Genomic DNA, 13007 nt, shown 5'->3' with positions numbered 1-13007 from the left:
CCCTGAGGGGGCGGCCAGGGCCGTTCCAGACGGGGCCTATGAGCAGTCGCACCGGGCGATCGTGGCGGCGAAGGTGTCGAGGTCTTGAGCTAGTTCGGCGATGCTGGCGCCTTCGGCGTTGGCCATGAAGGCGAACGCCAGGAGCCGCCCCTCAGCGTCGTAGGCCAGGCCCGCCAGCGTGCTCACCCCATTGAGGGTGCCGGTTTTGGCGCGCACCAGTCCGGCGGCGGGGGCGGCGTCGCTGTCAGGGGCGTAGCGGTCGTCGAGGGTGCCGGTGAAGTGGGCGGTGGGCAGCCCGCTGAGGACGTAGTGCAGCTCGGGGTGTTGGGGGTCGGCGGCCAACAGCAGCAGCTCGACCAAAGCCTTGGGGGTGATGCGGTTGTTCACCGACAGCCCGGAACCGTCTTCGACGTGGACCCCCTCGATCCCCAAGTCGGTCATGACCTCGGCCACGGCCGCCTCGGCTCCCTCGAAGGAGGGCTGCATGCCCTTGGTCACCGCGACGTGGTGGGCGAGCGCTTCGGCGATGTTGTTCTCGCTCTCCAGCAGCATTTTCTCCACGAGCGCTGCGATGGTGGGCGACTCGACCGTAGCGATGGTTGCGGCCTCGGCAGCGGCCTCGGCGGGGGCCGGCTCGCCCTCGACACTGATGCCCGCGGCCTCCAATTGTCGGGCGAATGCCTCCGCGGCGGCCTGAGGCGGGTCGTCGAAGCGTTGGCTATACGCCCGTTCCTTGTCCACCCGGCCGCCGTCGATCATGAGGGCGTGCACGGTGGAGACGCTGCCCTCGTAGACGTATCCGGGCTTCCAGCCGGGGGCGGTGGTGGAGCCGGTGTAGTGCGTGCTGTCGTAGCCCAGCGTCACACTGTCGACCCCGGACTCGCGCAACCGGGCGGCGGTGGCGGCGGCCAGGTCCGAGAGCGTGGCCAGGCGAGGGTAGGAGGCGCCTCGGGCGTCGGCCGTCTCTGTCAGCGTCGGGTCGCCGCCGCCGACCAGGATGAGCCGGCCGGGATCGGCGCCTTGGACGACCGTGGTGGCGAGCCGCTCGTCAGTGTCCGCGGCGTGCAAGACCGCCACCGCCGTGACGAGCTTGGTGGTCGAGGCGGGCACCGCGCCCTCCTGCTGTTGCTGGGCGAACAGGGAGGTCGCCGTCTCGGCGTCGGCGACATAAGCGTAGAGGTCGTCGCCGAGACCGGAACTGCTCATGCGATCATCGAGCGTGTCGGCGAGTAATCCGGGATCGACGGGAACCCCACCGGACGCCATCGGGGCGGGAGCCTCCTCAGCCCGCACAACGGGATGAGCGAGGGGCTCCGGTGGCCGAGACGCGATGACATCGCGAACGACCAAACCCACGGTCAGCGCGAATATGTTGAGTAGAGCCACCGTGAGCAGCGCCCACAACCGGTCGTGCCGCACCCCCGGTACCTGCCTTCCTTCGGCATCGCGAGAAGCTGTTAACTGATGTAGCGACACTAGTCGTAGTCGTAAGGGGAACCGAGAACAGCATGGAATTCGACGTCACGATCGAGATCCCTAAAGGCGAACGCAACAAGTACGAGATGGACCACGACACCGGCCGTATCCGGCTGGATCGGATGCTGTTCACCTCGACGAGCTACCCCGCCGACTACGGATTCATCGAGGGCACCCTCGGCGATGACGGGGACCCATTGGACGCACTGGTGCTGCTTAAGCACCCTACGTTTCCCGGGTGCCTCATCCGGTGCCGCGCCGTCGGCATGTTCCGGATGCGGGATGAGGCCGGCGGGGACGACAAGGTACTGTGCGTGCCCTCCACCGATCCGCGCATGGAACACCTGCGTGACATTCACCACGTCAACGAGTTCGAGCGGCTGGAAATCCAGCACTTCTTCACCGTCTACAAGGATCTCGAACCCGGAAAATCGGTCGAGGGTGCCACCTGGGTGGGGCGCCACCACGCCGAAGAGGAGATCCGGGCCTCGGTCAAGCGGGGCTCCGAGGGCGGAGTGCACGGCGACGCCGCGCACATCAAATTCGACTAGCGGACTCGGCTGGGCGAGGTCTCCGCAGGCGTTCGTGGTCCGGTGCGCGCCGTTGGCACCGGACCACGCGCAGCAGGGTGGCGGCACTTAGGTGGGACGCAGTGGACCGGGCGAGCCGATCAGGGCCGACAGTGGGGTGGGGCCGAGGCCGGCCAGCTCGATGAGGACGAACGTCACGAGCACCACCGCGCAGAAGGCGACCACGAGTCCGGGCAGCACGTAGGAACTGGGGCGGGCCCGCGGACGCTGCCCTGCCGCGAGGGGAAAGCCGTCACGGCCGAACCGCGCGGCGCGCCGGGCGACGTGGGCACGGTAGCCGGCCAGTTCGGGAGCGGTGATCCCGCTGAGCACCCGCAGTCGGAGCAGGGAGGAGCCCCCTGCGGCGAGTTGGGCGGGCGGGCTGAGGACCTCGGCGGCCTCGATGGTGGGACGATGGCGTTCGCACTCGGCGTCGGCCAAAGCGACGAGCCAGTCGCGCAATTGGCAGGGGTCGGGGAGATGGTGGATATGGGAGTAGGCGACGACGAAGGTGTCGCGCAGCGCGGTCTGGGCGACGTCGGGATCGCGCAGGCGGGCCAGGCAGCGCTGGTACAGCTCCTCGCCGTAGACGTCGAAGAGGCGCCCGCAGGCCCGGGTGGGGGAAACGCTGGGCGAGCGCAGGGCCTTGGCTAACTCACGGTCGGTCATGATCACGGTCGCACGGTCTCCCCGGCCACGGTCACCGCTCACTACACGGATCTGCCACTAATACGACACGAGCATGAGCCATCATGTCATAATACATCCCACAGAAAAAGCCAAACAGGACAAAATAAGCTGAAAATAGCAGAGCCGCAACTACCCGTCGTGAAAGCAATTCACAATTTGTCGCTCCTGTGGCAGCCCCCAGTCTGTATCTCAACTCTTATAGTGCCGCATGAGACTGCTGTGACGAGGAAATTCACGGTGTTTTCGGCGCTGAGAGGCCACGCCACCTTTTCGCGGTGCCACTCGCCGGCCGCCGCGCGATCCCCGTGGAAGGTGGGGCCGGGAAACCCGGCTCACGGTAGCCGCTGATCAGCCCTGGCAGTGATCGCAGACACTTCCTCGGCGGAAAGAATCTCAGGGCTGGCGAGAATGTGATCGAGTGCCGTTCGGCCGCGTGCGAGCACCACGTTTCCCGAACGCATCACGGGTTCGGGAAGCCGCCCCACAACCGCGAGTACCGGCACGACCGATACACCGGGCCAGGTGTTGGCCAGCCCCAAGGAGTGCTCTAGCAGCGCCGCGTGCGCGGTGAGCTGGTCGACGACGTGCGCGGCGGGGGTGGCTCCGATGCGCCAGCGGCCCCCGGGACGCGAGACTGCGTAGCGCCAGGCCCGCGTCTCCAACAGGTAGATCCCGCTCGGCCCCACCGCGAGATGGCGCGCCGTCCCGTCGGCGACGATGTGGTAGCCCCGGCGCTGGAGGGTGCGCAGCAGCCGTCCACGCCCCCAAGGCGCGCGCATACGTGGTGCCGCACTGAGGAGAAGGTAGCTCAGCGCGACCAGTCCGGCCACGAGGACACCCGCCTGCCGTCCAAGAAAACCCCAGGCCATGATCCCGGCAGCGGCGACCACCACGGTGCGCACGATCAGCTTGACCACTCTCGCCTCCGTGGCCTCGGGCGTGGCGGCGGGCCCGTTCCTGCCCGAGCGAATCGGTCCGCCCTCCCCCCACTGGTCACCTCCGGGCACCCTGTTCTGGGGCGTTGGTCCCGGTCTTCTGCGTCCCACGCCGGCCCCGGCACCCATCGCCCCGGCGGGCCCGGGCGACTCTTGGTGGGGCCAAGCCCCGGCACCTCGCTTGTCGTGTCCGCGGGGGGTGGGGGGCGCTTTGCCGCCGTTCGTCTCACGCAACTAGTCAAGTGCTCGCTCCACCCTGTGCCGCCACCGCGGCCTTGCCGTTATGCCATCACCGGCAGCCGCGGCAGCGCAATGTTTTCGCCAAAATCCGGACCGTTCATATTGCTAATTCCGGCTACTAGAGAAGGTGAGCGGAGTGTCGGCCCCGCGCCGCTCAAGCCATTGCGCGGCGACGGGCACCGTGAGCACCACAATCATCACCCTTGGGAACAACCAAGTCGCAAGAAGCGAAAAATCGTGACACCACCGATCGCCATCGGCACTTCCCCGCAACACTCCGAATTGACCAGAGCAGTTTGACAACACCGGCCCCGGATTGGTCTGCTTGACGCTATGCACCAGCGCACTCACCTGGTCCGACCGGTCATGGCCGCCACACCCGACGTTGGCCTGTCCCGCGTGACCGGTGCGCTGTGTTGCCGTCCTTCGTGTTGTCGCTAAGCGGACTCTGACCGAACGACGGCGCCACGCCCGAGGCGACTTCTTCGCCCCGCGCCTGCTCTCCGGCACCATCTGCCGTCTCACCTGCCTCCCGTGTCGCCACCCCGGCCGTGGAGCCAGGACGAGGGCCGCAGTTGCGCGCGGTCGTGTAACGCCTGTCTCTCACCAGTAGCGCACCTCAATCCCTGTGAAGGACGGTTACCCGTGTCTCATGACACCGCTGTCTCGACAAAGCCACGCCACGGCGGCACCGTGACCCTGGTTCCCGACCGGCCGCTCGACTCCGCCCCTTCGACCGAGACGGACCCTGACGAAGGAGCGGCCGGTTCGCTGGCCAGCATTGGCGACATCGCCATGGCCGGCGCGACGAGTGGCTACGCCCATCTCGCTTCCTCCGGCCCGCCCACCGTGGGGCGGCTCACCACTTTCGCCCGCAGCGCCGCCCAAGCACTGGCTCGGCCCCCCATGTGGCCACGGCGCTTCGGGCACTGGCACCGGGTTCCCCGGAGCGCGCGGCGCGGCGTCCCCCACGGCGTGCGCGTGACAGCGGTGCGCCTGCGCCCTGAAGAGTTCGTCTCTCTAGCAGCCGAGGGCGGCCATGGCGTCCCTGCTGCCGAGGTGGTGTACGCGGTACGGGGCCGAACCCACGTCATCGACACCCTCGCCCCCTCCGAGGGCGCCGGCGGGGCGCTGCGAGCGGTACGGGCCCTGGCGACGGATCGGGCACGGGTCCTCGCCGGCGGCCAGGGACGGCAACTCGTCAACACCGGCACGGAGACGGCCGTGGTGGTGCGGGTCAGCGCTGTCTGACCCGTTGCTGGGCAAAGGCGCGGGCCGGCCAGAAAGGCGGCCACGCCCCGCCACAGTCCCGACGCCGCACACCGCGCCCGCCTCATCACGAGCCCCGGGGACCGGCGTAGGAGGCGCGCAGGGCCGCCTCGACCGCTTCGACCGCGCGCAGCGTGGCCGCCAGCCGCTGCCCCTCGGTCAGGTAGACCCGCATGACCTGGTCCACAGCGTGCGTGGGCAGCCAGTCGCCCAGGTCGGCGCGCGTGGTGCGGTAAGCCTGCCGGGCGTTTTCCAGGCAGGCGGTGACGTGCAGACGGGCGAGGCGCGCCAGGGCCAGCGGGTGGCGGCGCAGCACCCCGTGCAGCCGGTAATCCGCAGGGACCTGCTCGAACAACCAGACGAGAGCTGTCTGCTCGAACGACTCCGCGCCGGGCGGATGCACGCCCGCCGGCCAGTCTCGGGACACCTCCTGATCCGACATATCACCAAGGTACCGACTATTCGAATATAAGTTCGACCATCTGCCAGCAAACGGGGCAGATTGTCAGGGAGCAACGTCCCCCGCGGGCACACGCGCTCTGCCCCCGGCGCCGTCACGGCACCGGGGGCAGGGCGACGTCGCGCCGTCGGGGACGGCTCAGCCGGTGGTGTCCTCCTCGGTGGTGGACTCCTCCTGGCGGGCCTCCAGCTCCGAGCGGATCACGTTCTCAGCGGCGTCAACCGCCGCACGCGCGGTGATCGCGTTGGTATGGGCCCGTTCCAACGCATCCAAGGCGATGCAGTCGAACGCCACGCGGGCGTCGTGAATCGCCTGCTCAAGCTGGCGCGCCGCTTCGTCCAAGCTGCTCATGGTCTCCCCTTTTTCTGCACTGACAGCGGTCCACAACACCGCGGTGGCCACCCGCCGGCTCCATCGCCCCCTACGGCACACTCCTGGCTCAGGTGTTTACAGGAGCCTCTACCCCGTGAACACTCGCTATTCCCGCCTGCGACCGCGCGCCGGCGCTGCCGGCAACTCGCCCCTTCGTTCCCGCCCGCCCCACCGCGCGCCGTCGTCATGGCGCGCGACCAGCGGCCCGTAAAACCGCCGGTAACGTCACACCACGCCGTTACGATTGCGACGGTCTCGAAAGAATGGGGTAGCCCATGCGCAACCGCTATGCAGGATTTTGCACTACCTGTGGCATGAAGGTCGCAGCGGCCGCGGGAGCGGCCGTAAAGGACTCAAACCGCTGGCGAGTCTACTGTGCCGACCACGCGCCGGCGCATCCCGCTCCCCCTACACGAGGCGACCACCCCGGCTGGCACACTGCCGAGCTGGCCGGCTACGACTGTGAGACCTCCTCAAACGATCCGCGCGAGGCGTTTCTGGTCTCCGCCGCGATCGTCGACGACACCGGGGAACCGCTCACCTGGCTGGTCGATCCAGGTGAGCGGGAGATCCCGCAGGAGGCCGTGGCCATCCACGGCATCAGCACCGAACGCGCCCGCGCCGAGGGCAGCCCGGCCGAGCAGGCGTTGACCGAGATCGCCGACGTGTTGAGCGCCCACCTGAGCGCGGGCAAGGGGCTGGCCATCTTCAACGCCCCGTTCGATTTGGGCGTGCTGGACAATGAGCTATGGCGGCGCGGCCTGCCCTCCCTGTCCGAACGGATCGGCGGCCCCGTGGCGCCCATCATCGACCCGCTCGTGCTGGACCGGGGGATCGACCGCTACCGCCGGGGGCCGCGCAACCTCGCCGCGATGTGCTCTCACTACGGGGTCGATCTCAGCGACGCCCACACCGCCCTCGCCGACGCGGCGGCATGCTTGGCCCTGTCCCAAGAGATTGGGGCGCGCTACCCCGACCTGGCCGTATTGTCCCTGCCTGAGCTGCACCAGCGACAGATCGACTGGGCCAACGAATACGCGCGCGACCGGCAGGCATGGCTCGACAAGCGCCGCCCCGGTCACGGCACGGTCATCGACGGCACCTGGCCCCTGGTCGCCGCCGCTCCCCCTGGAGAACTGCTGTAGTCCCCGCAGCCGTGGCCCGGCGCGACAGGAGCGGGAACCGCCTCAGTGGCGCAGCCCGATGGTGGCACTGGCGCGGCGCTGCTCAGTGGGCAGCCACGGCATCGGCACGAGGTCAGCGAGGAAACCGTAATCACGGAGCAGTCGGCGGTCGGTGTCACGGTGGCCGGCGTGCAACCGGCCCCACCACGCGGCGATGTCGGCCCACCCCGGCGCGGACAGCGACCCGCCAGTGTGCTGTACCGACAGCGCTGCGCACAGGTTCGCGAAACGCAGGCGCTGCTCCAAGGGCCACTCGGCGAGCGTGCCTACGACGAACGCGGCCCCGAACACGTCCCCGGCGCCGGTGGTGTCGATCGACTCCATGACCAGCCCTTCCACTTCGGAGCTCTCCCCCGTGGTCTGGTCGACCGCCAGCGCCCCGCGGGGACCGTCGGTGACAACGGCCACCGGGACGTGCTCGGCTAAGGCGGCCAACGCCGACGTGGGGCTTCCGGTGCGGGTGTAGGACATCGCCTCGATGGCGTTGGGCACGAAGGCGTGGCAATGGCGCAACTGGCGAAGGACCGAACTGGACCACTCCTGCGTGACGTCCCATCCCACGTCGGCGAAGAGCATCGCGCCGTGGGCGCTTTGGCTCAGGGCCCAGTCGGGTATGTCGCCTTCGGCGCTGAGACCGATGAAGGCCGCCCGTGCGTGGGGCAACTGCTGTGCCATCTCCTCCAAAGGGGTGGGCGGGGGATGCTCGTGGGTGACCATACTGCGGTCGCCACGGTAGGCCAGCGAGACGGTGAACGGCGAGTGCCAATCGGGCACGCGCAGGGACGCCGACAGGTCCACCATCTCCTGATGTGCCAGGGTCTCCCAACTGAAGTCGCCGTAGACGTCCTCGCCGAACGCCGCCGACACCGCGGTGCGCAAGCCCAGCCGGGACGCGGCGACCGCGAGGTTGGCCACCCCTCCCGGGCAGGAGCCCATCCCCTCGGCGTCGACCTCTGTCCCACTGGCGGGCGGAGCGGCGAGCCCGGTGAGGACGATGTCGAAAAAGACCGTGCCACTGAGCGCAAGATCGATCGTGGGACTGTCGGGCTCGCGCGCACCGGCGAGCACATCGCGTGGCTCCCCGACCAGTGGGGTGGATTCGAGTTCGATGTACTCCGGTCCCGGGCTGTCAGGGGCGGTCCCCTCCCCGTGTGTGGCGGCCATGGTGGCTCCCTGCGCGAACGCGATCCCAGTTGTCGACTTCCTTCCCCGCGGCTGACGCCGCGGGATTCCCACCAGCTTTCGGGCTGGTCGGTGCGGTACTTCCTCACGGGTTCCCGTTAGTTCCCCGCTTCGCAGCCCGGCTTGCCCGAGGTCTCTCGCCCTCACTGCGCGAGTTTCGCCAGGATCGCGCAGCGGGGCCCGGCTGGCACCGCACTACCCTGCGGCGCTGAGGATGTTCTTGGCGGTGATCGGTGGGTTGCTGTGCAGACTAGCCAACGTCACCGACAGGAGTAGTCGTCGCTGTCGCCTTGCTCGCTGTTCATCCGGCCCGAAGCGTGTCGGTTCACGGTCGGCCACCCGCTTTGTCGACTCGGATGTGTTCCCGCCGGCCGCGGCTGCGGGGGCGTCGGGCGGCGGTGGCGCGGGTTAGCGTGAAGACGGCTTTGATCCACGGGTGAAAGGGTGGTGCGCGTGCGGCTGACGATCCTCGGTGGCGGCGGCTTCCGAGTCCCGCTCGTCTACCGAGCGCTGCTGGCGGACACGCTCCGCGACACGTCTCCGATCACCGAGGTGGTTCTCCACGACAGCGACGAGCGGCGCCTGCGCGCGATCGGCGCGGTGGTCGAGCGCCAACGCGAGGCCCACCGTCGCACTCATGACGCCCCCGGGGTGGACTTCGCGGCTCAGCCCGACCTGACCGCGGCACTGCGCGGCTGTGACATCGTCTTTTCCGCCGTGCGGGTGGAAGGGATGGCGGGGCGGGTACGCGATGAGCGCGTGGCGCTGGATTGCGGCGTGCTGGGCCAGGAGACCGTGGGCGCGGGAGGCATCAGCTACGGACTGCGCACACTGCCGGTCGCCGAACACGTGGCGCGCACGATCGCCCAGCACGCGCCGGGCGCGTGGGTGATCAACTTCACGAACCCGGCGGGGTTGGTCACAGAGGCGATGGCGCGGATTCTGGGCGAGCGCGTCATCGGCATCTGCGACTCCCCCGTGGGCTTGGGTCGCCGGGCCGCTCGTGCCCTGGGCGTGGACCCACGGCGTGCCCAGTTCGACTACGCGGGCCTGAACCATCTGGGATGGCTGCGCGCGCTACGCGTGGCCGGCGACGATTACCTGCCCGCTCTGCTGGCCGATGACACCGCGCTCGCCTCCTTCGAGGAGGGGCGACTGTTCGGCGCGGCGTGGCTGCGGGCGCTGGGCGCTCTGCCCAACGAGTACCTGCACTACTACTACATGGCGCGCGAGGCCCAGGCGGCGATCGCCGAGACCGTGGCGGGGGGCGGGCAAACGCGGGGGGAACAGCTCCTTGAACAGCAGACCCGCTTCTACCGCGCGGCCTTGGAAACCCCAGATCGCGCCCTTGAGTTGTGGGAACAGACCCGCCTGGAGCGCGAAGCGACCTATATGGCCGATAGCCGCCGGGCTGCGGGCGGTGGCGAGCGCGACGCGGCCGACCTCGACGGGGGCGGCTACGAAGAAGTGGCGTTGGCGGTGATGCGCGCGGTCACTCGTGACGAGCCGGCGCGGCTGATCGTCAACGTGGCCAACCGGGGGGCGATAGCCGGCCTGGACAGCGAGGCCGTCGTCGAAGTCGGCTGTCTGGTGGACGCCACGGGGGCGCGCCCGCTGGCGGTTGGAACGCTCACCGACCACCAGACCTCACTGGTGCGCGCGGTCAAGGGGGTCGAGCGCGAGGTGATGGCGGCGGTTCGGGAGGGGTCGCGCACGCCGGCGCTGCGCGCGTTCGCTCAGCATCCGCTCGTGGATTCGGTGACGGCCGCCCAAACCCTGCTTGAGGGCTACCTGGCGGCGTTTCCCCATCTCAGCGAGGTTCTACCGCGGCCATGACCCGCGAGCGCAACCGGATACCGGTGGCGGCGGCGTTTAGGAGGAGTCGCCGTCGCGGATGCGGCTTACCGCCTCTTGGGCGCGGTGGGCGTCCAGTCCCGTATCGGCGCGTACGGCGCGCACCGCCTCGGCGCTGTTGCCGCGGGCCAGCAGTTCGCGGACCCGCGCGAGGGTCTGGTCGGGCAACTGGGGAGCCGGCTGTGCGTGCGTGGTCGCCAGCGCCTCTGGCAGTGGAGTGTAACCGCCGACCCCGGTCTCTTCTTGGGGTGAGGGGAGGGGGTGGCCGGCGGCGGACCCGCTTTGGATGTGCCGGATGATCCAGGCGACCAGCGCCGCCCCCGCGCCGATCACGAACAGCGCCCCCAGAAGCACGAGCATCATCAGCAGCAGGCTCATAACCTCTGAGACTAGCCCTGCCGAGGAGGGAGGCCCTGTATTAACCGGTGGGGTGGGCGGGTCGAGGCTCGACCGCATCCGCGGGGCGCGGCGGCGATAAGAGCTGGCCCCCGCGGCGGCGAGCAGCCGCAGCGATTTCTCCGGCCCCGTCACCAGAGACATTTCCGGTGGGGCGAGTACCGCGCGGCTACCGGATAAGGGGCGCTACCCATCTTCTCCGGGTGGGACACCTGTGCGGCGGGGCCGAATCCGGCCATCGGGTATCTTACGCATCCCGACGTCCTACGGCTGCATTTCCGGTTCTAGCGCGAGCGGGAAACACCGGCGCGTTGGCCCTCATGACCAGCGAACGGCGAGACATGCGAGAACACACGTGGTGCGCCGCCTTCATCACCCAGGTTGACACGACGGCGGCAGAGCGGGAAACGCTCGTCACAGCGGCCGGAGATTCAAAGTTACGAAACTATCGTTGAAGCGCTTCAATAATTTGCTGGACAGTCGCTGCCGAGCAACCTATTGTCAGAATGTCGTCCTTTTTCGACGTTTACTGCCGCCTATTATCGGAACACTTTTCCCCTCCTAGCACCCCCGTTTCCAATAACCGGGAAATCGATAGATCGGATGGAGAACACGCATGGTCACCCTCGCTGAGGTCGCCCGGCACGCCGGTGTTTCCGCCAGCACGGTGTCGTACGTCCTCAGCGGCAAACGTTCGATCTCCGACAAGACGCGCAAGCGCGTGCGGCGCAGCATCCGAGAGCTTGGCTATCACCCCAACGCAGGGGCCCGTGCCCTGGCCAGCAGCCGTTCGAGCATCATCGCGCTGATGGTACCGCTACGCAGCGACATGTACGTGCCGGTGATGATGGAGATCGCGATCACCGTCTCTACGACCGCCCGGGAGTTCGGCCATGACGTGTTGCTCCTAACCGACGTGGAAGGGCCCACGGCCGTACGGCGAGTGGCGGGCAGCGGCCTGGCCGACGCTGTGATCCTGATGGACGTCGAACTCGACGACGAGCGGATCCCGCTGCTGAAGGAGGTCGGCCGACCCGCCGCCCTGATCGGCTTGCCCGCCGACGCCAGCGGACTCACCTGCATCGACTTGGATTTCACGGCGACCGGTGCGCTGTGCGCCGACCATCTGGCCGACCTCGGGCACCGCGAGATCGCCGTGGTGGGGGAGGCCGCCTCGGTCTATCAGCGCCACACCGGCTTTGCCGAACGTACCTTGGAGGGGTTGCGCCGCAGATCCGATGAGCGCGGCATCAAGGTGATCCACCGCCCCTGCGAGGGCACCTACGAGTCGACAGCGGGCACGCTGACGCGGATCTTCGGTGAGCGTCCCGGCACCACAGCGTTGGTGGTGCAAAACGAAGCAGCGGTGGGGCCTCTGCTGAGCCTGCTGTGGCAAACCGGGCGGGCGGTACCTGAGGACGTGTCCGTGGTGGCCATCTGCCCCGAACAGGTCGCCCTTCAGTCCTCTCCGCAACTCACGTCGGTGTCCATCCCGGCGCAGGAGATGGGCAAGCGGGCGGTGGAACTGGTGATGGCCAAGATCGACGGCGAAACGCCCCAAGAGTTGACGCTGCTGGAGCCCCACCTTACCCAGCGCGCCAGCTCCGGGCCCGTGCTGGGCACGCGGTGACCGTGAGCCCACCTCACGTCGGCCGCCGCGCGCCCGATGGTCAACCGGGGGATCAGTTCACGGCCACCGCGTAGTCGTTGGTGACGAACTCCAGGCCACCGGCCGAGGAGGTGATCTCGTAGCCGAACTGGACGTCGCCGAGGATGACATCTCCCATCCAGCCGGCGTTGTCGAGCCAGTCCAGGACCGCCTCGATATCGACGGTGGCGGCGGAGGTGTCACTGGTGCGGATGAACGAGAAGACCTCGTTGGCGCCGTTGGAGCCGCGGTAGACGTTCCAGGTGTGGCCGCCGACCGAGGTGGTGGTCTGGTAGGAACCGAGCGGGCCGACCGGCCCGTGCTGGTTCATCCACAGCATGATCTCGTAATCGTGGTTGACGTCCCAGATGTCGTAGGAGGTCGCGTAGGCCCCACCATTGGGGACATCGACCTCGAAGCTGCTGGTGAGGTCGGTGATCTCGCTGATGCGCCGGTCCACGTTCCAGGTGACGTTGGGGTAGGACTTGACGCCGCCGGTGTCGGGGTGGTCGGCATAGACCCCCCACTCGTGGTAGGAGTTGGCCCAGATTCCCTGGTAGCCGTGCCCGCTGCCCCAGACGTTGTTGTAGAGGATGTATCCCTGGTCGGTCCAGGTTCCCCACCGGTCCGAGGAGGACCAAGCGGCGGCGTGGGCGGGGGTGCCGACCATCGCCAACAACGCGAGCGTCATCAAGGGCGCGAGGATGAGCGAACGTAGCCTCGGGTGCACGG

Annotated in this window: 13 protein-coding genes; 5 read left to right on the top strand and 8 right to left on the bottom strand. The window is 68.6% G+C overall.

Annotation, left to right across the window (positions count from 1 at the left end; translation table 11 throughout):
* Window positions 1-36: 36 nt before the first annotated feature.
* A complete protein-coding gene (dacB, locus tag ABD848_RS18930; protein WP_344974196.1) occupies window positions 37-1419 on the bottom strand; it encodes a D-alanyl-D-alanine carboxypeptidase/D-alanyl-D-alanine endopeptidase in 1383 nt (460 codons plus the stop codon).
* Window positions 1420-1508: 89 nt separating this feature from the next.
* On the opposite strand from dacB, the gene ABD848_RS18925 reads away from it, so the two are divergent.
* Entirely contained in the window at window positions 1509-2027 is a 519-nt protein-coding gene (locus ABD848_RS18925; RefSeq protein WP_344974193.1) for an inorganic diphosphatase, read from the top strand.
* A gap of 87 nt (window positions 2028-2114) precedes the next feature.
* On the opposite strand, the gene ABD848_RS18920 is transcribed toward ABD848_RS18925, so the two are convergent.
* Complete coding sequence (locus tag ABD848_RS18920; protein WP_344974190.1) at window positions 2115-2714, bottom strand: RNA polymerase sigma factor; 600 nt, start codon at window positions 2712-2714, stop codon at window positions 2115-2117.
* A gap of 353 nt (window positions 2715-3067) precedes the next feature.
* Window positions 3068-3652, bottom strand: a complete 585-nt coding sequence (locus tag ABD848_RS18915) for a nuclease-related domain-containing protein (RefSeq protein WP_344974187.1) — start codon at window positions 3650-3652, stop codon at window positions 3068-3070.
* A gap of 903 nt (window positions 3653-4555) precedes the next feature.
* On the opposite strand from ABD848_RS18915, the gene ABD848_RS18910 reads away from it, so the two are divergent.
* Entirely contained in the window at window positions 4556-5161 is a 606-nt protein-coding gene (locus ABD848_RS18910) for a hypothetical protein (protein WP_344974184.1), read from the top strand.
* A gap of 85 nt (window positions 5162-5246) precedes the next feature.
* On the opposite strand, the gene ABD848_RS18905 is transcribed toward ABD848_RS18910, so the two are convergent.
* Together ABD848_RS18905 and ABD848_RS18900 are read right to left on the bottom strand one after the other, a co-directional pair.
* Complete coding sequence (locus ABD848_RS18905; protein ID WP_344974180.1) at window positions 5247-5621, bottom strand: hypothetical protein; 375 nt, start codon at window positions 5619-5621, stop codon at window positions 5247-5249.
* Between the two features lie 156 nt (window positions 5622-5777).
* Window positions 5778-5990 (bottom strand): hypothetical protein, encoded by a 213-nt coding sequence (locus ABD848_RS18900; RefSeq protein ID WP_344974177.1) that lies wholly within the window; start codon window positions 5988-5990, stop codon window positions 5778-5780.
* A 296-nt stretch (window positions 5991-6286) separates the two neighbouring features.
* Here ABD848_RS18900 and ABD848_RS18895 point away from each other — a divergent pair, with 296 nt between their 5' ends.
* Window positions 6287-7156, top strand: coding sequence for an exonuclease domain-containing protein (locus ABD848_RS18895; protein ID WP_344974174.1), 870 nt, complete (start codon window positions 6287-6289; stop codon window positions 7154-7156).
* A 42-nt stretch (window positions 7157-7198) separates the two neighbouring features.
* Here the strand turns inward: ABD848_RS18895 and ABD848_RS18890 are convergent, their stop codons facing one another.
* Complete coding sequence (locus ABD848_RS18890) at window positions 7199-8359, bottom strand: carbohydrate kinase family protein (protein WP_344974171.1); 1161 nt, start codon at window positions 8357-8359, stop codon at window positions 7199-7201.
* 471 nt (window positions 8360-8830) lie between these two features.
* On the opposite strand from ABD848_RS18890, the gene ABD848_RS18885 reads away from it, so the two are divergent.
* Entirely contained in the window at window positions 8831-10213 is a 1383-nt protein-coding gene (locus ABD848_RS18885) for a 6-phospho-beta-glucosidase (RefSeq protein WP_344974168.1), read from the top strand.
* Window positions 10214-10249: 36 nt separating this feature from the next.
* Here ABD848_RS18885 and ABD848_RS18880 read toward each other — a convergent pair whose 3' ends face one another.
* Entirely contained in the window at window positions 10250-10609 is a 360-nt protein-coding gene (locus ABD848_RS18880) for a hypothetical protein (RefSeq protein ID WP_344974165.1), read from the bottom strand.
* A gap of 634 nt (window positions 10610-11243) precedes the next feature.
* Between ABD848_RS18880 and ABD848_RS18875 the strand changes: the two genes are divergently transcribed.
* Complete coding sequence (locus ABD848_RS18875; protein ID WP_344974162.1) at window positions 11244-12257, top strand: LacI family DNA-binding transcriptional regulator; 1014 nt, start codon at window positions 11244-11246, stop codon at window positions 12255-12257.
* Between the two features lie 52 nt (window positions 12258-12309).
* Here the strand turns inward: ABD848_RS18875 and ABD848_RS18870 are convergent, their stop codons facing one another.
* Window positions 12310-13005 carry a glycoside hydrolase family 12 protein gene (locus tag ABD848_RS18870; protein ID WP_344974160.1) on the bottom strand — a complete coding sequence of 232 codons (696 nt, stop codon included), beginning with the start codon at window positions 13003-13005 and terminating at the stop codon, window positions 12310-12312.
* Window positions 13006-13007 lie beyond the last annotated feature (2 nt).

Origin of the sequence: Salinactinospora qingdaonensis (assembly GCF_039539445.1) — a bacterium.
Lineage (GTDB): Bacteria > Actinomycetota > Actinomycetes > Streptosporangiales > Streptosporangiaceae > Salinactinospora > Salinactinospora qingdaonensis.
Note: the sequence above shows the minus strand (reverse complement) of the source record. Positions and strands in the feature narration are given on the sequence as shown.